Here is a 22,420-nt window from a genome sequence, read left to right as displayed (position 1 = left end):
TGCGGTTCAATTTTTTCAATATGATTAAAATAAAAACCAAAGAAGAGATAGAAATTATGCGCGAAAGTGCACTTATAGTTTCTAGAACATTAGGTATGCTTGCTAAAGAAGTAAAACCTGGAGTTTCAACTTTGTACTTAGACAAACTAGCTGAAGATTTTATTAGAGCAGAAGGAGCTGTTCCTGGTTTTTTAGGGTTGTATGATTTTCCCAATACACTTTGTATGAGTCCTAATGCTCAAGTTGTGCATGGTATACCAAACAAAGAACCCCTAAAAGAAGGTGATATCATTTCTATTGACTGTGGTGCTAAGAAAAATGGATTTTACGGAGATCATGCGTATACTTTTGCAGTAGGAGAAATTGATACTGAAACAAGAAAATTATTAGACATCACTAGAGAAAGTTTATATGTAGGTATCAGGGAATTTAAAGCTGGGAATAGAGTTGGAGATGTAGGATTTGCCATACAAAATTTCACAGAAAAACATGGTTATGGTGTTGTTAGAGAATTAGTTGGTCATGGCTTAGGTAAAGAAATGCATGAAGATCCAGAAATGCCAAATTATGGGAGAAGAGGAAGAGGGAAAAAATTTGTCGAAGGAATGGTAGTTGCTATAGAGCCAATGACTAACATGGGAACTCATAGAATTAGACAACATGCTGATGGTTGGACAATTACTACTTTAGATGGTAAACCATCTGCACATTTTGAACATGATGTAGCCATTGTAAACGGAAAACCAGAATTACTTTCTACATTTAAATATGTGCATGAGGCATTAGGTATTGTTACCGATGAAGAAGATGAATTTAGACAAGGATCATAAATGAGAATTAACGATATAAATCCTAAAGAAATTATAGCAGGATTTAATGGACGATTTGTTCATATGGAAACCTTTACTATTGCTTTTTGGGAAGTGAAAAAGGGGGCTGAAATACCAAAACACTCTCATATTCATGAGCAAACTACGCAAGTTACTGAAGGTGAATTTGAAATGACTGTTGATGGAATAACAAAAATTTACACTCCAGGTTCAATTTTAAAAATTCCATCATTGGCAAAACACTCAGGAAAAGCTTTGACTGATTGTAAGATTACAGATGTATTTTGTCCTGTTAGAGAAGAATATCAATAATATTTCTATTGAAAACTGTTTTTAAATCTATACTAAATACGATTCCTAGACCTTGGTTGATAAAAGCAGGTTATCTTGTAAGACCTATAATAGCTTTATCTCTTAAAGGGAATACCTTTACAGACCCTATTGATGGTAAAAGTTTTCGAAAATTTTTACCTTATGGCTATGGCAAACAGCGAGAAAATGCTTTATCTCCTTCTACTTTATCATTAGAAAGACATCGATTAATGTGGCTTTTTTTAAAAAATGAAACTAATTTTTTTACTTCAGAAAAAAAACTAAACGTACTACACATTGCTCCTGAACAATGTTTTTTAAAAATCTTTAGAAAACAAAAAAACTTAAAGTATATCACATCAGATTTAGAATCACCAATAGCAGATGTAAAAGCTGATATTTGTGATTTACCATTTGACGATAATTCTTTTGATGTGGTTTTTTGTAATCATGTATTAGAGCATATCACTGATGATGAAAAAGCTATGCAAGAATTGTATCGTGTATTAAAATCTGGAGGGTTTGGTATTTTTCAAATTCCACAAGATTTATCTAGAGCAACAACTTTTGAAGACGATACCATTACAGATAAAAAAGAACGTGCTAAAATTTTTGGACAATACGACCATGTTAGAGTTTATGGTAGAGATTACTTTGACAAACTTCGTTCTATTGGCTTTAAGGTAGATGAAATTGATTATACAAAAAAAATCGCTCCAAAAGAATTAGAACGATTTTGTTTAATGAAGAATGAAATTCTTCCTGTATGTTATAAGTAGTTATTTACTTGAGTTATTTCTTAAAAAATCTTGTAATTTCTCTAATTTTTCATCACCTAAAATAATAAAGCCTCCTTGCATAATTTGATAAGTACCATCTTCTAACTTTACCACTTTAGATAGACCTACATATTTTCCAGATTCGTTATCTGGAGCACCTACCTTAGTACCGTTTTGATTTATCCAAATAGTTTCATCTCCTTTTAATGCTTGGTATTTATTATTATGGAAAAACCCTATGTATTGATATGTTGAACTAGCTCTTAATACGCGCCCATCAATAGAGCATAAAAAAGAATAAACTTGGTATCTATTGGCAAAGTATAAAGGATGAATACCACCACCTAAGTGACCTCCAAAACGATACCATTCTTTATCTACCTTGACTTCATCATCTTTATTATATTTATCAATAACATCATTTTTCTTTAAATTTTTAAATAATTCTTTTTTATTTGCAATTTTCACATACCTTTTCACATTTAAATCATACACCATAGGCTCATAAGAATTGTTTGGATATGTAACTAACCTTCCATTTCCTCTCGGTAACATTACTTTACCATAATGTGTTGATAATGTATTAAAATCTGATGGACTTGGTAATACAAAGCCTGAATTTGAATTTGAATTGTAAGCATAAATTTTTGTAGGATCTTCTTTTTTATTTTTTAAAATAAAAAAACCATCAAAACTTAGAGCATCTTCATAAGAATCAGCTTTTATAATTATTTCTCCTTTGTCACTTAATATTCCAAAAAAGCCATTAGCTACGTAGAGTGCTAAATTGTTTTTATTGAAATCATATATACTATCTACTTTTAAAGAAAGTGATTCTGACTTATTATTCCAAAGTGTTTTTAAAGAATCTATTCTTCTTAGTTCTTTTTCTTTTGCAAGTCTTTCTTTTTCTAATCTTGCTTCTTCTCTTTTTTGAATTTCTAATTCTTCATTAATGTTTACATAAAGTTCTAATAACCCGCGATATTCTTCAGATTTTTTATTTCTATTTAATAAGAAGTATTGTTTTGCTAATGATTGCGCTTCTTGAAAATTTCTTAACTCATAATGAATGTATGTACCTAATCTAGCCACTTTAGCAGAAGTGATGGTATCCATGTATTTCATCGCTTTAGTAAAGTGTTCAAGCGATTCTTCTATCTCAAGGTTATCAAGACTTTCCTGTGATCTTTTAATATAAACGTTTGCAATATCTTTATTAGACTGTGCTGTAGTGGTATAAACAGCAACAAAACATAGTAATACTAGTAGTAATTTTTTCATAGTTTAATAATTATCCCCAATTATTGGCTTGCAATATAGCAAAAATACTATTCATTTAAAGCAATTTAGCACCTATTTATAGGTATTTATTATATATTCTTCTAGAAGACCTTCTTTATTAGAGAATAATAATATTGTATGTAAATTTTTATGATTTTCTAAAAACTTTTTAGATTTTTCTAAACCCATAGCCATGAAAGAAGTTGCATAAGCATCTACATCTGCGCAGTCTAAATTAGAGATGACTGATGCACTCAATAAATTACTCTCTAAAGCATATCCTGTTTTAGGGTTTATCGTATGTACATATTTTTCTCCATTATCTGCAATTCTAAATTTTCTATAATTGCCTGAAGTAGCCATAGATTTATTAGATAAATTTAATTTTTTAAAACGATCTAATTCATTTTTATGAAGAGGATTGACCAACTTAATTACCCAAGGAGAAGCATTTTCTTTTTTACCCCTTGTTCTAATTTCCCCTCCTATTTCTACAAGATAACTCTCAATATCTTTAGATTCTAAAAAACGACCAATTACATCAATAGCATAGCCTTTTGCAATAGAATTGAAATCTAAATAAATACTATCACTTTCTTTTTTAACTTTTCTGCCCTGTAATTTTACTTTTTGGAATCCTACAAACCGCATCTGTTGTATGACCTCTCTTTCTGACAAATCATTTTTCTCTTTTTTTGGTCCAAAACCCCAAGCATTGACTAAATTACCCACAGTAGGGTCAAAATAACCATTTGTTTCTTTAAAAATTCGTTTTGATTTATTGAATACTTCAATAAAATAGTCATCAACTAAAACAGTTGTGTCTCCTCTATTAATTCTTGAAATATCAGAAGTTGGAATATAGGTTGAAAGTGATTTATTTATCGAAAAAAACAAACTATCAATAGATTTTTGATAGTTATTCTCAGCGTTCAAATATGTTATTTTATAGCTTGTTCCAAAAATAAATCCTCTTAATGTATGATCTTTTAAATGAATTTTTGGTTTACAACTTAAAACAATAAGAACAATTGAAATATAAAATGTTATTTTTTGAACTCTCATTAAAATATGTTTACACAAAAATAGTGTTTAAAATTTTCATAAAAAATGGATATTACCGCTTTTTATGAATTGATTTTGCTAAATTTGTTAACTAATTAATAGTACAAAACAAATGAAAAGATTATCAGTTGCCCTATTGTCAATTATCTTAGTAAGTTCTTGTGTTTCTAAAAAAGAACATGCGGCTTTAGAATTAAAACACCAAAAAGCAGAAAAAGAACTTCTTGCTGTAAAAACGAACTTACAAAAGTGTTTAATCGAAAAAGAAAAAGAAGATACTCAAGTATTTGCGTTAAAAGAGCAGGTAAAATCTCTTAAAATAGATAAAAAAAATGCACTTAAACAAGTAGAGAATTTAACCGTTTTAACCCAGTCTTCATCAGATAACATTAAAAGTGTTATTACTCAATTAAGTGAAAAAGATAAATACATAAATGGGGTTAGAAAGGCTATGACTCAAAAAGATTCTATTAATCTTGCTATTAAATACCACTTAACTAAAAACTTAACAGATGGTATTCAAGATAAAGATATTGTAGTTAATGTAGAAAAGACAGTTGTATTTATTTCAATTTCTGATAAATTATTATTCAAAAGTGGTAGCTACAACGTAACTGATAAAGCTTACACTGTTTTAGAAAAGATTGCAAAGGTGATTAAAGGTCAACCAAAAATGGAAGTTATGATTGAAGGTCACACAGATTCTACTCCTATTAAAAGAGATTTCATTCAAGATAACTGGGATTTATCTGCAAAGAGAGCAACTTCTATTACAAGGATTTTACAGTATAAATATGGTGTAAAACCTCAAAGATTAATCGCTGCAGGTAGAAGTCAATATGTGCCATTAGCACCTAATGATACTGATGAAAACAAAGCAAAAAATAGAAGAACAAAAATTATTATTATGCCTAAGTTAAATCAATTCTTTGATTTGTTAGAGCAAGATGCAGAATAATCAATTAGTAGTTTTATAAAACAAAAAAACCATCTCAAATGAGATGGTTTTTTTGTTTTATAATTAATTGTTTAAAATCTCCAACCTACATTTAAACCTACTCTTGGAACTATAACTGGTGAATCTGAACCAAACAAATTTCTACCAACACCACCATATACATCAATCATCAAACCTCCTTCAGCTACATATTTTGTTCCAACAGCAATTCCTAATGCACCATCAGTATATTTAACATCATAAACTCCAGAATCTTTTATAGATTCTTTTTTCCCAGAATTAATACCCAAAAAACCTTCACCAAAAAAGTTCCATTTATAATCTGATGTAAAATAATGACGATAGTAAGGGGTAATCATCATATTTTCATTATATCGAAAATTAACATCCTGTTTTGCAAGGTTAAATAAAGCTGATACTCCAAAAGAGGATTCGTCAGACAGGTAACTTTCATAAGAAAACTCTAAACTTCTAATGACTAATGCATCAGCAATATCCAATTTAATTTCTTGTTGAGAATATCCCAAAGAACTTACTAAGAGTCCAAAAGCTATTATTATTTTTTTCATAATCTATTTTTCTAATGTTTTAATCAATGTTATCGTATACTGCAAACATAATAAAAATGTTATCTAAAACAATTAACCAAATGAAATACATCTTTTTTTAAAATATAATTAAGATTATCCTCATTTACGTTTTTAACTATAATTCATTTAACATAAAAACACCCTGAGTTACTATTTTTTTATCTTTAAAACTACTATGATTTAATACTTCAGCAAATTTTTCATTTTCGAGACCAATTTTTAAAGGTAATTTTTCTAAAAAATAAGTATTATTTTTTTCTTCTTTTAAGACTAGAAGATAAGAATTTAATTCATTTTTTAATACAGCAGTTTTAGCTATAGAAATTCCTTTTTTTGATTCAACAATAATTGATGCTTCAACAAACATCCCTGTAATAAGCTGAATTTGGTCGTCATTTAAATGTCCATGAACTTTAATAATTCTATTATTGTCTATAGAAGTTCCTACCAAATGCACTTCACCTTCGAAGTTTTTGTTAGAAGCTTCAGGAACATGAAACACTATTTTTTGATGCCTTTTAACGTTTAAAATATCTTTTTCAAAAACATCTAATTCTAAATGGATATGATCTGTATTTACAATTTCTAACAATTTACTTGATGGAGAAACAAAAGCCCCATTACTAACATTTACTTTGGTTACATATCCATCTATAGGAGCATAAAGCTTAATTTCTGATGTAATTTTACCTTGTTCAACACTACTAGCTTCTATATTAAGCATTTGTAATTTTTTACGCAAACCATTATACATTGCCAAACTACTTTTGTAAACACTTTCTGCTTTAAGATAGTTTTTTTGTGAAGAAATTTTTTCTTCAAACAAGGTCTTTTGTCTTGTATATTCGTTTTTTTGATATGCTAATTGTGCTAAAACTTCTAAATATTCTTGTTGAATTTCTACAATATCTGTACTACTTAAACTAGCAACAAATTGACCCTTTTTTACTTTATCTCCTACTAATAATGGAACTTTATTAACATAACCCCCAATAAACGTATTTACGCTAGATCTATTTTCTGGTGGAACATCTATAGCACCATTTGCTTTTACTGTAGTATTAAAAGGTTGTTCTATTAATTGTCCAAAACGCATGTTCTGACTCTCAAATTGCTGCTTACTAATTTTTATGTAATTATCTGTTCCTAATTCCTTTAGATTAGATTCTGCTGATTTTTCACTGTTTCCACAAGCTAAAATGAATAGTGAAAATAAGTATATATATATGTTTTTCATTTTTAAAAAATATTTAAAATAAGGTGATTGATACTAATAACTGTTTGATTGTAAGCATTTAGATTATTAAGATAAGACAACTCAATATCTTTTGCCGTTTCTAAACTTTGAATGTATTGGAAAAAGTCAATTTCTCCTTCTTTAAATGTTCGGTTTACCGTTTTTATAATTTCATTCTTTAAGTTTTCCCCTTGAAACTCGTAATAATTTAAAGCTTCTTCATGCTGTTTGAGTATTGCTAAAAGCGATTTGTATTTGGCTTCTAATTTTATTTTGTAATCTGCTTGTTCTGCTGAAACAACTTGTTTTGCAATTTTAGAAGCTTTAATTTTCGAGGCATTTCCAGAAAATAATATTGGAATTTTAACTCCTATTTGATATCCTCGTATATTATAATTCAATTGCGAATTTGTTCCTTGAAAATATTCTACACTAATATCTGGCAACAAATTTTGTTTTTCTTTCTTATATAAAAGGTTTTGATAATTTTTGATATTCTCTAAGTGTTGTATTCCTAAATTATCTTTAATAAAAATCTCTTGTATTGTTAATTTTTGCAATGGTTCATCAACAGTTTCTAATGTATCAACCTGTACAATACTTTTTAATTTTTCTCTTGAATGCATAACCTCTTGCAAGGTCTGTTTATAAAGGATTTCTATCTGTTTTTGCTTAGATTTTGCAGTAATCATTTCTAAATAATTGGTTTCACCTAGTTCAAACCTACGTTCAGATTTTTTAGCAAAATCTTGGTACAAACTATCTAAAAAACGATACGTTTCAGCTTTATTCTTTACATAACTTAATTGATAAAAATGACTATAAACTGCCTTTTGAAGTTGTTGTTGTTTTATACTATAATTGCTATTTTCTATACCTAATTTGGCTTTTTTTGCTTTTTTTTCAAAGAAATAAACTGTTGGGAATTTAAAATCTTGTGCAACTCCAAAGACTTTTAAGGGTAAGTTATTTACTGCTAAATTATTTTCATCATAACTGTAATACAATGATGTTTTATCAAAACTAAATGCACTTCTAACTAAGGCATTACTTTCATCAACTTTTAAAGTTTCAGCTTTTAAGCCAGCATTGTTTTTAAGTGCAAGAGACAACGTTTTTTCAAATGTTAATTTAGATTGGGCATTTGTTTGTATAAACGTAAAGAAAGTTAAAATAATTAGAAGAATAGTTTTGTTCATTTTAATTTCTTTTTTTTCTTCAAACCAAGCATATAAAACAGGTAATACAACTAGGGTTAAAATAGTTGCAGTAAGTAAACCACCAATAACAACGGTAGCTAACGGACGTTGTACTTCTGCTCCTGCATTAGTTGAAATAGCCATTGGTAAAAATCCTAAAGCTGCTGCTGCTGCTGTTAGCAAAACAGGCCTCAATCTTTCTGATGTTCCTCGTTTTATGCGTTCTTCAATATCTATTACACCTTCTTCTTTTAATTCTTTAAAATGTTCTATTAATACAATTCCGTTAAGCACTGCAATACCGAAAAGTGCAATAAAACCAACACCTGCAGAAATGCTAAAAGGCAAATCTCTTAACCATAAGAATAAGATTCCACCAACAGCTGACAATGGAATTGCAGAATACACCATTAAGGCTTCTTTTACAGAACCAAAAGCAAAATGAAGTAAAATAAAAATCAATACTAATGCAATAGGAACTGCAATCATTAAACGTGCTTTAGCACTCTGTAAATTTTCAAACTGACCACCATAAGTTATGCTGTAACCTGCAGGAATTTTTAGTTTTTTATTGATAATTTTTCTAACATCATTTACAACAGATTGTAAATCTCTGTTTCTTACATTAATGCCAACTACAATTCTACGTTTGGTATCATCTCTAGAAATTTTTGCAGGACCAGTAGTATATTTTATTTCTGCTAATTCACTTAACGGAATTTTATTTCCATTTGGTGCATCAACATAGAGATATTGGAGGCTTGCTAGATTTTTTCGGTTTCTTTCATCCAAACGAACCACCAAATCGAAACGCTTTTCACCTTCAAAAACATTCCCAACAGTTCCACCAGCAAATCCTGTAGAAATTAATTGATTAATATCTGAGATATTTAAACCATATCGTGCAATTTTACTACGATTGTAGGTCACACTCATTTGCGGCAATCCTTCTACTTTTTCTATAATAATGTCTGATGCTCCAGGTACATTTCTAATCAATTCCTTTACTTCGTCGGCCTTATTGGCTAAAACTGATAAATCTTCTCCAAATATTTTAATAGCAACATCTGCCCTTACACCTGTAATGAGCTCATTAAAACGCATTTCTATAGGTTGCGTAAACTCTACCTCCATTCCAGGAATAATAGCCAAAGCTTCTTTAAATTTATCTGCCAATTCATCTTTACTAGAAGCAGAAACCCATTCTTTTTTAGGTTTTAATTTGATGATAACATCACTTTCTTCCATAGACATAGGATCTGTAGGCACTTCTGCAGCTCCAATACGACTTACAACTTGAGCTACTTCTGGAAATTTATCTAATAAAATCTGCTCTATTTTAGTTGTAATTTCTATGGTTTTCCTTAAAGAGGTTCCTGTTTTTAAAACTGGTTGGATTACAAAATCTCCTTCATCTAAAGTAGGTACAAATTCTCCACCCATTGTGCTAAACAACCAAATGCTAGAGGTTAAAAGAAATACTGCAAAACCAACAACTATTTTTTTATGAAAGAGTGCCCAATGAATTACTGGTTTGTACCAAGAATTTAATACTTTCATTAAACGAACAGAGATATTTTTTTTAGATTGCTTTTCTGGTTTTAGAAATAATGAAGAAACTACAGGAACATAAGTTAAACAAAACAACATAGCTCCCACCAAAGCAAAACTAAATGTTAATGCCATAGGTCTAAACATTTTTCCTTCTACACCATCTAAAGATAATATTGGTATAAAAACAATTAAGATAATGAGTTGTCCAAAAATGGCAGAATTCATCATTTTTGAAGCACTTTTTAAAGTAATTTTATCAAGTTCTTCTTGTTTAGCTTCTTTTGTAAGGGATTTTAATTTATCACTTTGGGTGATAATTTTATAAGCAATAAACTCAACAATAATAACAGCACCATCAATGATGATTCCAAAATCAATCGCACCCAAACTCATTAAATTAGCATCCACACCAAATACATTCATTAAAGAGATTGCAAAAAGTAAAGACAAAGGAATTACTGAAGCTACTACCAAACCAGAACGTAAATTTCCTAATAGTAACACCACAACAAAAATTACAATTAATGACCCTAAAATGAGGTTTTCTGCAACCGTAAAAGTTGTTTTATCTATCAACTCACTTCTTTCTAAAAATCCATTAATAAAAACACCTTCTGGTAATGAACTTTGAATGGATGCAACACGTTCTTTTACAGCGTTTATAATTTCTTTAGAATTCCCATTTTTTAACATCATTATTTGCCCAAGCACTTTCTCTCCTTGTCCATTTCCGGTAATAGCACCAAAACGAGTTGCGCTTCCAAAACCTACTTTAGCTACATTTTTGATATAAATAGGTGTTCCTTCATTTTTTACAACAATGTTGCCTATATCATCTAGATTTTTAACCAAACCTTCACCACGAATAAAAAAAGTTTCGTTTGTTTTTTCGATATAACCTCCACCAGCAACACTGTTATTTTTTTCTAAAGCAGTATACACTTCTGCAATAGAAATATTCATTGCATTCAACTTGTTTGGGTTAATAGCAACTTCGTATTGTTTTAGAAATCCACCCCAAGTATTCACTTCTACCACTCCTGGGATACCAGATAATTGACGTTTTACAATCCAATCTTGAATAGTTCTTAATCTTGTTGGTGAATATTGGTTTTCATAACCTGGTTTTACGTCTAAAATATATTGATAAATTTCCCCCAAACCTGTTGTAATGGGTCCCATTTCAGGTACACCAAAACTTTTTGGAATTTTCTCGGAGGCAGATTTGATTTTTTCAGCAATCAATTGTCTTGGAAGATACGTTCCCATATCATCACTAAAAACAATAGTAACTACAGATAAACCAAATTTTGAAACGGATCTAATTTCTTCTACTCCAGGTAAATTATCCATCTCTAATTCTACAGGATACGTAATAAATTGCTCTACATCTTGTGTAGATAAATTACGTGATGTAGTAATAACTTGCACCTGATTGTTGGTAATATCGGGTACAGCACCAATAGGTATTTGGGTTAAAGAATAAATACCAAAACCAATTACTGATGCAATAAATAAAAAAATGATGAGCTTATTTTTTAAGCTAAATTTTATAATGTATTCTAACATATTTCATAATAAAATAATAATTAATAGACACCTGTTTCTTGTAAACAGGCTTAAAAAGTTACTATAGAATTATGCGAATTTGGGAGGTTGAAAAACGGATGGTTTTTCAAATAAAGAAGAGGATTCTTTGTAAAAATAATTTTTTTTAACTTGAATCGCTATGTTTTGCTTCAGTTTTAACACTGATGAATTTAAGGTGAATACAGAAGGCAAATGATTGTGGTTAAGAGAATCTTGCTTAAAAGGTAAATCTTTATGCTCTTTATGATTTGGAGCATTGTTCTCATTATCTCCATAATGTTCTACCAAAAAATCAATCATAGAGTCACCATAAGTTTCTTGATGATATTGTGCATGCTCTAACAAGACTTTTATCTTAGAAAAGTCTTCTAAACCAATATTAAAACTCTGTAAAAGAATTAAGTTGGATAAAAGTATGGCTATTAGTACACGCATCTGCTTACAAAGAAAAGAAAAAATACGTATAGATTAGGTAATAATTGTTACTTAACAGTTTAGATAGCTAAAATTTTAACTAAAAAATAGCCCTTAATTGTACACTTCCTGTATGAATTGCTTTAGAATTCTCACTCTTTCTTCCTAAATAAGCTAAATTCAAATTTAAAAAGGAATTCAGTTTTTGGTTGAAAATTAAGTTCCAAGTATAATTTTTACCTGCTTGCAAACCTTCTAGCATTTGATAGGCTACTGGTGTATTTGTATTTCCTGTAAAATCATTTAAAAACACATTTACATTCGCAGAAATCTGGTTCTTTTTCTTACTGATATAAAAATATTCAACTCCAAATTTTTGTTGATGAAGTGTTTCGAAATCTTGTAATGTGTTTTCTTTATTTTTATAATGATAGAATGCTGTAAAACGATTGTTCTTATTGTACAAAAAACTTATTTTTGGTTGAATTTCACTTGCTTTTATGGTAGAATTCCTATTGTTAAAATTTTCTGTTTGCAAATCATTTTCTGATGTTTTTCCCATCAACTCAAACAACCAAAATGTTTTAAATTGATGTGCAAAATCGATTTGATGAAGCTCAACATTATTCTCTTGACTCCCAATTAAAAATTGTTGCTTGTTTCTATTTTTACCATAGGTATATGTTGTACTATAATTCTGAAGATTTTTATTGAAATACAAACTGTTCTTTACATTAAAACTTAACCCAATTAAATCATCCTCATTCAATTGAAAAGGATTAAAGTTAAAAGAATCTCCAATACGTTCTTGCTCATTTTCTACACTTAAATAAGTTTGATTATTGAATTTAGAAATCACTTTTAAAAGTCCGTTTTTGGTACTCCAAACTCTTGGATTTAACGTTAATAATTGTGTAAATTTTGCTCTTTGGGTGGCTATAAACCTCAAGTTAGGTTTTGGCAAACGCAAATACTCTGCTTGATCTTGGAATTCTGCAATTTCAAATTCATCAAAATCTTGAATTCCGTCATTGTTGTAATCAATCCAAGTGTAATACCCCAAACCAGGTTCTGTTTTTACATAAATAAATTCTTGTCTTGCAACATTACCAGAAGAAGTTTCATAAACTGTATTTAAATTGATGAAATTTTTAAATAATTTCTGATTGAAAACAACTTTAGAATTCAAAGTTTTCTCATCTTCAGTAAATTGATTTTTTGTGAATCTATAGTTGGCAAAAATATTTAAATTGGTGTTTTTATTTTTAATTAATCTGCTATTTACGTAAAAAGTTCTTCTATCATTAATTTCTGTAAAAGCATTCGATTTTATACTATCATTAGTTCTTAAGTTTACTCCAAATTTCGCAAAAACTTTAGTACTGTCACCAACACCAAAATAAGCCTCATATTCTTTAAATCGATGACTGGTATTGATAAAATCTTTGGTATTGATGTTTTGTCTGCTGTTGGTTTCAAAATTGATAAATGCACCCAACCATTTTTTATTAAAATCTTGTTCAACTTTCCCCTTGACTACATAAAAAGAATTGTCTTCTAAGGTAGATGTATTCTCTAAAAAACTACCATCAACATAAAAAGTAGTTTTGTTTAAATTCATTTTAGATTGTACCTCGTGTTTGTTACCATTAAAAGTATTTAAGTAATTCAAATGATTGAATCGATAGAGAATAAAGTCCTTTTTTTTGTTTTGAAGTGTGAGTTGGGATTGAAAATAGTTTTTTGTTGCATTGTTGGTTAAAATATTCCAATCTCTATTAAATTCTATTGGTTCCCACCTGTTTTCTATAGTGTAGTTTTTTTGGACAAACTCATGAGAAATTTTACTTTTTAATTGCCACTTTCTATCAAGTAATACTTGTTCCCAATTCAATTTTACAGCTGGTGCAACATTATTAGCATCATCTATTGACGAATATAAGTTTGCATCATTATTACTTACTGCAAGTTCTACATCTATTTTTGTTTTCTTTTGAGAGTTGTAATTGGTTTTAAAAACAAATGCTTGAAATTTATTTGGTGCAGTTAATCGTACAATAGGACTAAAATTACCCTGATTAACACCTGCATACAAATAAATATTTCCAACTGCAGTACTTCTATCTAAAACATAATCTCCATTATTTTGACCAACATTGGTAAATGTAACAAAATACAATATGTCATTAGGATTTTGAGAATATTCAAAAACCTCAACAGCTCCTTGTGTTACTTTTTTATACAATACTTTATTTTCATCAAAAGCATCTACAAAAGCACTTTCTGAAACCATTGCATTAGTATCATCACCAGCGTTTGCCAAAATTTGTTTTTGAGCATCCGTTAAACTTTGTTGTATAGGTTGATTTTTAGCATCATTCTCACTAAAAAAATATCCGCTAAAATTCCATTTGTCAGATTTATACTCTACTTCTTCGTAAGTTAAAAATCGAGTATAATTTCGATCTGCATATTGAAATTCTACAACAATTCTCATATCGTTAGTAATGGGAAATGTGGTATTAAATGTTATTTCTGCCAAATTATAATCAATCGTATAATCTTTATCTGCCCCACCTTGAATTTTTTCACCATTAATAAAAACTTGTTCACTACCTTCAATAATTAAAATGGCAGGTTCATTATTAACCCCAAAAATTTTATACGGACCTTGATTTCCTTCTCTACCAGTAACTCTGTAATTGTTAAACTTACCACGAACTACAGCTCCAGATGCTGCTACTTTTAAATTCTTATTGATGTTTGCTTCTACTCGTAAACCTGCAATTTGTTTTTGTATGGGCATAAAAAAACTTTCGTTATTTCGAAGCGAAATATCTCCTGCTTTTACTTTCCAATTCTTGCTAAAAAGCTCTATAAAAACACGATCGAAATCAGTTAAGTTTTGAGAATATCCATTTTGTTGAATTGGGATATTGGTATCAAATATATTGGCTCTCAATCCTACATTTTTAGATAATTTTCCTGAGATTTCTAAATCTAAAGAAGAATTGGTCACTGCATTTTGATTGTTTCCTGTAGTAATTCCTCTAGTGATAAAACCTCTGGTTTGTAAACCATCAAATAGTTTAATTTCGGATGCTTTTTTATTCGTGGTTAAACTATATAATTTACCAGTATTGGTCTCATTGGGCAAAATGAGATTCTCATCAAAAGGCGTGTAAACTTTGGTAATAAAATCTGGTAACCTAAAATATTCTATTGTAATTTTTTGATACTTTTTTGCATCAATGATTAAGATTGCATTAGAAAAATCCATTTGATATTTTGATTCTGGAATCAATTGTAAACTCGCATCAAAAATTTTAAATTTCTGCGGATTCAATGCCACAGAATCTAATTGAATGGTATCTTTTTTAACCTCAATATTTTTAACCCTAAAATCTTTAGATACAGTTTGTGATTGGATAGAAAATCCAACACATAAAAAAATAAAAAAAAGATATTTTTGAAGCATCTAAATAAGAAACGTAACTAACGTAAAAATAGTTTTTTTAATGTAAACTATTCTTAGAATAGTGATTGTTGTTTTACCGGATTTTCATGCGCTAACAACCATTTTTTTCTCCAAATACCACCTGCATAACCTGTTAAAGAACCATCTGACCCAATAACTCTATGACAAGGAATGATAATCCAAATTGGGTTCTTACCATTTGCAGATGCTACTGCTCTTATGGCTTTTACATCACCTAAAGTCTTGCTTTGTTGTAAATAGGTTCTGGTTTTACCAAAAGGAATTTCTAATAAAGCTCTCCATACCTTTTTTTGAAAATCGGTTCCTTTTGGATTTAATTGTAAGTTGAAAGTGGTTCTTTTTCCTTTAAAATATTCTTCTAATTGATTTATGCACTCTTTTAAACATTCTGGTGTTTTTTGATTTAGAATGGATTCTGCAATAGCATCATCATCTAAAACAGAAACTGATCGAATTCCGTTTTTATCACCAACAATTTCTGCAATTCCTATAGGTGTTTTGTAGTATGTGGTTTGAGTTTTCAAATACTATTTTACCTAAAGTTAATTTTTTTAAAAGAATAAACATTTAAACTCTTATGCTGATTTATTTTACTGTAATGTTTTAGCAATAGCTTTCCATTTTTAAAGCACCCTTTGTATAATATTATTCCATAATCTGATTTTGTTTCAAAAAATAAACTATCATTTTTTAAGTAGTATTTTCCTTTTGAGATACTTTCTTTATTTTTATTAAACCAATTTTTTAAATGCCTTGGTTTTCCTGTTGAAGAAGTTTCAATAACAGTATCATTTTCATAAAATCTAAGGTAAAAGTAATAATCATCAATTTTTGATGATTGATAAATACCTTTAAATTGTATAGTATTTTTTTTTGAGATACATCCTACAAAAAGCATCAAAACAATAACAAAAATAAAAATTTTAAACATTGAAAACATCTTTAGAATTCTGAGTCGTAATTTTGGCAATTTCCTCAAAAGAAAGTCCATAAATATCAACCAATTTATCTACCACGTTGGTAATGTAAGCAGATTCATTTCGTTTTCCTCTAAATGGAGTTGGCGCTAAATAGGGTGCATCTGTTTCTAATACAATGTGTTTGATGTCTATTTCGTTTAAAAATTGATCAATCTTTCCATTTTTAAAGGTTGCTACTCCTCCAATTCCTAATTTCATATTGTACGAAATAGCTTGTTCTGCCTGAACTTTTGTTCCTGTAAAACAGTGAAAAATCCCGAATAAATCATCGTCTTTCTCAGTTTCTAGTACTTCAAAAATTTCATCAAAGGCATCTCTACAATGAATTACAATGGGTAATTTTTTCTCTTTTGCCCATTGAATTTGAGTTCTAAATGCTTCTTGTTGCTGTTTTAAAAACGTTTTATCCCAATACAAATCAATCCCAATCTCTCCAATGGCGTAAAAATCTCTTTGATCTATCCATGTTTTTACATGTGCTAACTCTTCTTTGTAATTTTCTTTCACTGATGTTGGATGTAAACCCATCATTAGAAACACATCTTTTGGGAAATTTTGTTCTAATTCCATCATCCTATCAGTATAAGTAGAATCGATTGCAGGAATAAAAAATCGTAAAACACCAGCATCTTTAGCTCGTTGAATCATTGCTTCTTGATCTTCATCAAACTGGCTAGAATATAAATGTGTATGCGTATCTGTAATCATTTGTATGGATTTTTACGAAGACAAAACTACTAAAATACCATCGATTTAAATCTTAATTCAAGAATTTAGAACTCAAAACTTTAAACGTACCTTTGCAAAAAATATTTGGTGATGACTTTTGAAGATTTAGGGATTTCTAAACAATTACAATATGCTGTTGATGATTTGGGTTTTGTAAACCCAACTCCAATTCAAGAACAAGCATTTTCTGTAGTAAGATCAGGAAAAGATGTAGTTGGAATTGCACAAACGGGTACAGGTAAAACCTTTGCCTACATGATGCCTATTCTGCAAGATTTAAAATTTTCTAAACAACAACATCCAAGAGTTTTGGTTTTAGTACCAACTCGTGAGTTGGTTGTACAAGTAGTTGATGAGATTGAAAAGCTATCAAAATATATAAACACCCGTGTTTTAGGTGTGTATGGTGGTACAAATATCAATACTCAAAAACAAGCCATTTTACAAGGACAAGATATTATTGTAGCTACTCCAGGGCGTTTGTATGACTTAGCATTGAGCAATGCTTTAAAACTAAAATCGATTCAGAAATTAGTAATTGATGAAGTTGATGTAATGTTAGATTTGGGATTCCGTTTTCAGTTGATGAATATTTTTGATGTGATTCCTGCTAGAAGACAAAACGTATTATTTTCTGCAACAATGACCAAAGATGTTGATGATTTGATTTACGATTTCTTTAAAAACCCAACTAAGATTTCTGTTGCTGTAAGTGGAACACCTTTGGATAATATTGAGCAAGTTTCTTACAATGTTCCTAATTTTTTTACCAAAGTAAATTTACTGAATCACCTATTAAGTGATAAACAGACCTATAATAAAGTCTTAATTTTTGTTGCTTTTAAACGAAGTGCAGATTTATTATTTAAACATTTAGAAGAGGTTTTTGGTAGCGAAACTTGTGTGATACACTCTAACAAAACTCAGAATTACAGAATACGTTCTATAAGACAATTTGATGAAGGCAATAACCGAATTTTAGTTGCTACAGATGTTATGGCTCGTGGTTTAGATTTTGATGAAGTCTCTCATGTTTTTAATTTTGACACTCCAGATTTCCCAGAAAATTATATGCATAGAATTGGTAGAACTGGTCGTGCTGAAAAAGCAGGGAAAACTATTCTGTTTTCAACAGAAAAAGAACAAAAAGCAAAAGAAAATATAGAAGATTTGATGAATTATCAGATTCCTGTTTTAGAAATACCTGAAGATGTTGAAATTTCTAAACTCTTAACCGAAGATGAACGCCCTAAAGAAGACCGTGAGCAATCTAAAAACAGAACTGGTTTAGAATATGTTCCTGGACCTGCATTTCATGAAAAAAGCGAAAAGAACAGTAAAGTTAATTTAGGTGGTTCTTACCGAAGGGAAATTGCAAAGAAGTACAAAAAACCTAAAACAAGAGGAGATAAAAATTACAACAGACGTAATAAAAAGAAATAAATCATGCAGATTTTAACAGCACAAGAATTGCATAATTTAGCAATGAATATTGTAGGTGAAAAACTCACTAAAATGGGGTACGAATTTCAAGCGATAAACAGCCAGTTAAAAAGGCACCCTCAGTTTGTATTATTTAAAAAAGGAGAACCTACTATTTTTGTTTTGGTAAAAGCTACCAAAAACCTACAAAACCCAAATGCAGATTATGATACCATTTGGATGGAAACTTTTAAAAACCACGCTATAAAACAAAACGCAAAAGTGTGGTTTGCAGGCGTAGGAATTGCCAATGCAGAAAGTGTGGAAAGTCCGGTTTTTAAAGACCAACCTTATTATGTAGCTTTTGAAGATTTTGTAAAGATTATTGAATAGTTTCGATAACCTATTCCTTAATTCTATCTTACAATAATTTTATTTATCTGTATCTTTTTCAGGTTTAGGAAAATCTTTAATATATACATCTTGTTGTGGAAAAGGTATTTCAATACCATGCTCTTTAAACGTATTATATATCGCTACTGATATATCACTTTTAGTTTGTAAACCTACTGAAAAATGAGTCCAAAAACGCAATCTAAAGTTTAGTGAATTATCACCAAAATCACTAAATAAAGCATTTGGCTTAGGGTCTTTTACAGTATTTGGATGGTTGTTTGCACATTCAAATAAAAGCTCTAAAACCTTGTTTGGATCAGAACTATATGAGGTTCCAACCAATATTTCCGTTCGTTTTAAACTACTAGATAAAGTCCAGTTTATCAAATCATTTGAAACAAGATTATTGTTAGGTACAACAACATCAGCACCATCAAATGTACTGACTTTAGAAGAGCGTACTCCAATTTTATTTACAGTTCCCATAAGGTTATTTACCTCTACTGTATCTCCTGTTAAAATTGGACGTTCAAAAATAAGAATAAGTCCAGATACAAAGTTTGAAATTACGTTTTGTAATCCAAAACCAATACCAAGTCCTAAAGCACCAGCCATAAGATTAAACTCGGTTAAATCTACACCTAGTGATGATACAGCAAAAACTACCCCAAAAGCCAAAATTAAATAACGTAAAATTACAGAAATAGCTCTTGGAATTCCTTTTGGCAAATGCAAAAACTTTAATGTAGTATCTCCTTGATCAAGTGCAAAAGAAATTAATTTTGTAATAAGGAAAGAAGAAATTAAAATCAATAAAAATGCTACAATAGAACCTATTGTAAATGAAATATTACCAATAATATAAGGCTCACTTAATATATCACTAAAGAAATTAATTATTGGGTTTAATTGGTCTAAAATCTGTAAAAATAGTAGTACCCAAATTACAAATGTGATGAGTCTAACATACATCGTTAACTTTGATTCTACCTTAATTTTCCTATTCACATCAAAAGAACCTTTTATACTGTAATGACGATGTGTAATAGCTAATGAAATAGCTTCAAAAATTCTTAAAACACCATAAAATATTACACTTAAAACAACTCCTTGTGTAAAAATCTTTAAGGTAATATCCGTTAAATTAGTGTACCCTAAAATATTAGATAGTATGGATACTATTACTAAAACATAAAATATTGGTGTTAGTTTAATTAAAAACTGTGACAACTTAGTTTTTGTAAGTGCTTTTATTTGTTTGTATGGATGTGTAAAATAATAGAGACTTATAATCACTAAAAAAGCCTCAACTAATAAATAGATACGATATTGATAAGACTCAAACCAAATGTATGTTTTTGCACCATCTAAAGCGAAAAATAGAATAACAACATAAACTATAGGTTCAAACTTTTTTGATATAAAAGGTTTTACAATTGGAATAGTAGCAAGCAACAAAAATAACGTAAGTAGATTGTTTAGTATATCTGGTAAAGTTGGAAATACTATTTTAGCAAAAATTAAACTTAAGAAAACGATAACAAGTCTAGATTGATTGTAAATTATTGACTTTGTTTTTACTTCTATTTGACCATCTTTTGGCTGATAAGTATCAAAACCTTTTTTTAAGTAATTAATAAAATATATTAAAACGATTATTAGAAATCCAAAGAAATAAAATAAGCCTTCAAAGGTTTTTAAAAAATCTAATGAGACACTTCCAAAATATGTTTTTTCACCTGTGTCATCTTCAGAAGTTTTTGCTTTTTTAAAGGAGATATTCCATAGAACATTGTGTCGTTTGTAAAAAATGTTATAGGCTTTAGTATTTTTTAAATTGTTTATTTTTTCTATCACATCTTTGGTGATAAGCATTAGATAATTGATCTTTGATTCTAATACTAAATCTTTGTTGTTTTGACTTCTAATTGATTTTTTTAAACCCTCAAAGTCGTCTAGAATAGCACCAATACTTTTTACAATTTCTGAAGGGATATTTTGAGTTTTAGCTTCTTCTAGAGTTAATTCCCAAGTCTTTTTATCAAAAGTTACATCATTTAAAATCAGACTATTTTTTTCTAGTTGATTATTAATAGTAGTTTCCCAAGATTTTAAATATTCATAATAACGATTCCACTCATTAAGTAAATTATTTACCTTTTGTTTGTTAGGACTCGAAGAAATATATTTTTTAGCTTGTCGACGCTTTTTAGTGACAAATACCTTGTAAGCAGGGTAAATTGAATCAATATTTACAATAGAAGATTTTGATTGCGTTTTTCTTTTTATGTCCTTAACTTTTTCTGTAGCAATTTCAATTTCTTCTATAATATTTACACTTGAAATTGCCTTGGGTGATTCAATATTTACGGAGTCTTTAACAACATTTGATTTGTTTTGAGCAAAACTATGAATTGAAAAAAATAGAATTAAAAAAAAGTATAAATAGTTGGTTTTATTCGAAAAAGGTAAATTCATATTTAAGTTTTTATTAATCTAACCTACACCTTCTAAACTGCTGTTTAGCTGTATTGTTTTTAAAAAATGTGTCAACAATATTACAGATATCATATCTTTTTAAGACTCACAACAAAAGTTAGCTAAGTTAGTTTTTTAAACTTAAAAAATCAATAGTTAGAAAGTGTTGTTCTTTAGATAGTAATATCATTTGCTACCATTTTATTAATTTTTGGTTGAATAATCCAAATGCCTATAAAATAAAACCATAGCAAAAAGAATTCACCAGTAAAATCGCTAAATCGTAATTCTCTTTGTAACTCAACTGTCTTAATTGTTTTTGAAACAAAATACAACATATAAAACATACAAAACATCGAGAATAAATGCATCGGAATAATGATTGTAAAATACGGAATAATTGAAACCACTTCTGATTCTTGCATTGTTGTTAAAGAACTATTTAAAAAGTTACTCATCAAAAAACTTAGTAGTAAAATGTAAATTAATAGAACAAAAAAGAAGAATTTAAATCGTTTTACATTCATTTTAATAGTGTCTGGTATTTTATGCTGCAAACCTATTGCCATTGACCAAAACCACCCAAAGAATATTGCTGCAAAAAGAATTAAAATCATTGGAAAATAACTAAAGAAGTTGAAAAACTCATTAGGATTTGGACCAACTTCCATATCAATACTAGAAAAAACATTTACAAAAAACACAAATTGAAACAGAAATGGAATTCCGAATAATAAAAGAAATAGTTGCCAATGTTTGGCTTTTAAAAAGAAAGAAATCATAGGTTACAATATTATACTAAAATAAAAAAAGCAGGCTAAACAGCTAGTCATGGTCGGAAGATTTTTCTTCCGACTTTTTTGTTTTATAAAACACAATAAATTACTATTTAAGAAACTAAAAATCAACTATTTAGCTTGTTTATTTGATAATATTTACGTATCTTTTTATCTGATAATCAGCTATTTATGTCAGTTTTTAAAGATCATAAAATTTCAGTAAATCAATTATTGAGAGTTATACCAGAAGCTCTTTTATCCAACTTATCAGTAACTACTAAAGTAGATTATTATGCCAAAGTACTTCATGGTAAAAAGATGTTCT

The 22,420-nt window shown here is 29.1% G+C and carries 18 protein-coding genes; 6 read left to right on the top strand and 12 right to left on the bottom strand.

The features are described 5' to 3' along the window. Nucleotides 1–20 precede the first annotated feature (20 nt). From map to FP421_RS01340, 3 genes are read left to right on the top strand one after another with little or no spacing between them, the layout of a single operon-like run. Nucleotides 21–830, top strand: coding sequence for a type I methionyl aminopeptidase (gene map / locus FP421_RS01350; protein WP_159946856.1), 810 nt, complete (start codon nt 21–23; stop codon nt 828–830). Beyond that, the gene (locus FP421_RS01345) at nt 831–1,142 is read left to right on the top strand and encodes a cupin domain-containing protein (RefSeq protein ID WP_159946854.1); all 312 of its coding nucleotides are present in this window, start codon (nt 831–833) and stop codon (nt 1,140–1,142) included. Nucleotides 1,143–1,150: 8 nt separating this feature from the next. Beyond that, nucleotides 1,151–1,921: a methyltransferase domain-containing protein gene (locus FP421_RS01340; RefSeq protein ID WP_159946852.1), complete on the top strand. Its 771-nt coding sequence runs from the start codon at nt 1,151–1,153 to the stop codon at nt 1,919–1,921. On the opposite strand, the gene FP421_RS01335 is transcribed toward FP421_RS01340, so the two are convergent. Both FP421_RS01335 and FP421_RS01330 read right to left on the bottom strand, forming a co-directional pair. Beyond that, entirely contained in the window at nt 1,922–3,205 is a 1,284-nt protein-coding gene (locus tag FP421_RS01335; protein WP_159946850.1) for a hypothetical protein, read from the bottom strand. It abuts the gene before it with no gap. Nucleotides 3,206–3,277: 72 nt separating this feature from the next. Further along, nucleotides 3,278–4,270: an FAD:protein FMN transferase gene (locus FP421_RS01330; protein WP_159946848.1), complete on the bottom strand. Its 993-nt coding sequence runs from the start codon at nt 4,268–4,270 to the stop codon at nt 3,278–3,280. A 112-nt stretch (nt 4,271–4,382) separates the two neighbouring features. On the opposite strand from FP421_RS01330, the gene FP421_RS01325 reads away from it, so the two are divergent. Further along, nucleotides 4,383–5,228 carry an OmpA/MotB family protein gene (locus tag FP421_RS01325; RefSeq protein WP_159946846.1) on the top strand — a complete coding sequence of 282 codons (846 nt, stop codon included), beginning with the start codon at nt 4,383–4,385 and terminating at the stop codon, nt 5,226–5,228. Between the two features lie 71 nt (nt 5,229–5,299). Here the strand turns inward: FP421_RS01325 and FP421_RS01320 are convergent, their stop codons facing one another. The 8 genes from FP421_RS01320 to FP421_RS01285 all read right to left on the bottom strand — a co-directional run bounded on the left by FP421_RS01320 (nt 5,300) and on the right by FP421_RS01285 (nt 16,999). After that, a complete protein-coding gene (locus FP421_RS01320) occupies nt 5,300–5,797 on the bottom strand; it encodes a DUF3575 domain-containing protein (RefSeq protein ID WP_159946844.1) in 498 nt (165 codons plus the stop codon). Nucleotides 5,798–5,933: 136 nt separating this feature from the next. Further along, the gene (locus FP421_RS01315) at nt 5,934–7,055 is read right to left on the bottom strand and encodes an efflux RND transporter periplasmic adaptor subunit (protein WP_159946842.1); all 1,122 of its coding nucleotides are present in this window, start codon (nt 7,053–7,055) and stop codon (nt 5,934–5,936) included. Nucleotides 7,056–7,057: 2 nt separating this feature from the next. Further along, the gene (locus tag FP421_RS01310) at nt 7,058–11,377 is read right to left on the bottom strand and encodes a CusA/CzcA family heavy metal efflux RND transporter (RefSeq protein ID WP_159946840.1); all 4,320 of its coding nucleotides are present in this window, start codon (nt 11,375–11,377) and stop codon (nt 7,058–7,060) included. Between the two features lie 69 nt (nt 11,378–11,446). Continuing rightward, nucleotides 11,447–11,833: a hypothetical protein gene (locus tag FP421_RS01305; RefSeq protein ID WP_159946838.1), complete on the bottom strand. Its 387-nt coding sequence runs from the start codon at nt 11,831–11,833 to the stop codon at nt 11,447–11,449. A 79-nt stretch (nt 11,834–11,912) separates the two neighbouring features. Continuing rightward, nucleotides 11,913–15,290, bottom strand: a complete 3,378-nt coding sequence (locus FP421_RS01300; RefSeq protein WP_159946836.1) for a hypothetical protein — start codon at nt 15,288–15,290, stop codon at nt 11,913–11,915. A 53-nt stretch (nt 15,291–15,343) separates the two neighbouring features. Further along, complete coding sequence (locus tag FP421_RS01295) at nt 15,344–15,835, bottom strand: methylated-DNA--[protein]-cysteine S-methyltransferase (protein WP_159946834.1); 492 nt, start codon at nt 15,833–15,835, stop codon at nt 15,344–15,346. 8 nt (nt 15,836–15,843) lie between these two features. Next, nucleotides 15,844–16,242 carry a hypothetical protein gene (locus FP421_RS01290; protein ID WP_159946832.1) on the bottom strand — a complete coding sequence of 133 codons (399 nt, stop codon included), beginning with the start codon at nt 16,240–16,242 and terminating at the stop codon, nt 15,844–15,846. After that, nucleotides 16,235–16,999 carry a TatD family hydrolase gene (locus tag FP421_RS01285; protein WP_159946830.1) on the bottom strand — a complete coding sequence of 255 codons (765 nt, stop codon included), beginning with the start codon at nt 16,997–16,999 and terminating at the stop codon, nt 16,235–16,237. The genes FP421_RS01290 and FP421_RS01285 overlap by 8 nt, the downstream gene beginning before the upstream one ends. A 111-nt stretch (nt 17,000–17,110) precedes the next feature. Here FP421_RS01285 and FP421_RS01280 point away from each other — a divergent pair, with 111 nt between their 5' ends. Continuing rightward, nucleotides 17,111–18,463 carry a DEAD/DEAH box helicase gene (locus FP421_RS01280; RefSeq protein WP_159946828.1) on the top strand — a complete coding sequence of 451 codons (1,353 nt, stop codon included), beginning with the start codon at nt 17,111–17,113 and terminating at the stop codon, nt 18,461–18,463. Nucleotides 18,464–18,466: 3 nt separating this feature from the next. Further along, nucleotides 18,467–18,835, top strand: a complete 369-nt coding sequence (locus FP421_RS01275; protein WP_159946826.1) for a Na(+)-translocating NADH-quinone reductase subunit F — start codon at nt 18,467–18,469, stop codon at nt 18,833–18,835. 39 nt (nt 18,836–18,874) lie between these two features. Here the strand turns inward: FP421_RS01275 and FP421_RS01270 are convergent, their stop codons facing one another. Beyond that, nucleotides 18,875–21,316, bottom strand: a complete 2,442-nt coding sequence (locus tag FP421_RS01270) for a mechanosensitive ion channel family protein (RefSeq protein ID WP_159946824.1) — start codon at nt 21,314–21,316, stop codon at nt 18,875–18,877. 173 nt (nt 21,317–21,489) lie between these two features. After that, the gene (locus tag FP421_RS01265) at nt 21,490–22,098 is read right to left on the bottom strand and encodes a hypothetical protein (protein ID WP_159946813.1); all 609 of its coding nucleotides are present in this window, start codon (nt 22,096–22,098) and stop codon (nt 21,490–21,492) included. Between the last annotated feature and the right edge of the window lie 322 nt (nt 22,099–22,420).

It is taken from the genome of Polaribacter septentrionalilitoris, assembly GCF_009832745.1.
GTDB classification, from domain to species: domain Bacteria; phylum Bacteroidota; class Bacteroidia; order Flavobacteriales; family Flavobacteriaceae; genus Polaribacter; species Polaribacter septentrionalilitoris.
Note: the sequence above shows the minus strand (reverse complement) of the source record. Positions and strands in the feature narration are given on the sequence as shown.

Bases quoted from the DNA above. Each gene is read 5' to 3' on its own strand.
- map (WP_159946856.1), top strand. From the start codon at position 21: ATGATTAAAATAAAAACCAAAGAAGAGATAGAAATTATGCGCGAAAGT.
- FP421_RS01345 (WP_159946854.1), top strand. From the start codon at position 831: ATGAGAATTAACGATATAAATCCTAAAGAAATTATAGCAGGATTTAAT.
- FP421_RS01335 (WP_159946850.1), bottom strand. From the start codon at position 3,205: ATGAAAAAATTACTACTAGTATTACTATGTTTTGTTGCTGTTTATACC.
- FP421_RS01330 (WP_159946848.1), bottom strand. From the start codon at position 4,270: ATGAGAGTTCAAAAAATAACATTTTATATTTCAATTGTTCTTATTGTT.
- FP421_RS01325 (WP_159946846.1), top strand. From the start codon at position 4,383: ATGAAAAGATTATCAGTTGCCCTATTGTCAATTATCTTAGTAAGTTCT.
- FP421_RS01320 (WP_159946844.1), bottom strand. From the start codon at position 5,797: ATGAAAAAAATAATAATAGCTTTTGGACTCTTAGTAAGTTCTTTGGGA.
- FP421_RS01315 (WP_159946842.1), bottom strand. From the start codon at position 7,055: ATGAAAAACATATATATATACTTATTTTCACTATTCATTTTAGCTTGT.
- FP421_RS01310 (WP_159946840.1), bottom strand. From the start codon at position 11,377: ATGTTAGAATACATTATAAAATTTAGCTTAAAAAATAAGCTCATCATT.
- FP421_RS01305 (WP_159946838.1), bottom strand. From the start codon at position 11,833: ATGCGTGTACTAATAGCCATACTTTTATCCAACTTAATTCTTTTACAG.
- FP421_RS01300 (WP_159946836.1), bottom strand. From the start codon at position 15,290: ATGCTTCAAAAATATCTTTTTTTTATTTTTTTATGTGTTGGATTTTCT.
- FP421_RS01290 (WP_159946832.1), bottom strand. From the start codon at position 16,242: ATGTTTAAAATTTTTATTTTTGTTATTGTTTTGATGCTTTTTGTAGGA.
- FP421_RS01285 (WP_159946830.1), bottom strand. From the start codon at position 16,999: ATGATTACAGATACGCATACACATTTATATTCTAGCCAGTTTGATGAA.
- FP421_RS01280 (WP_159946828.1), top strand. From the start codon at position 17,111: ATGACTTTTGAAGATTTAGGGATTTCTAAACAATTACAATATGCTGTT.
- FP421_RS01275 (WP_159946826.1), top strand. From the start codon at position 18,467: ATGCAGATTTTAACAGCACAAGAATTGCATAATTTAGCAATGAATATT.
- FP421_RS01270 (WP_159946824.1), bottom strand. From the start codon at position 21,316: ATGAATTTACCTTTTTCGAATAAAACCAACTATTTATACTTTTTTTTA.
- FP421_RS01265 (WP_159946813.1), bottom strand. From the start codon at position 22,098: ATGATTTCTTTCTTTTTAAAAGCCAAACATTGGCAACTATTTCTTTTA.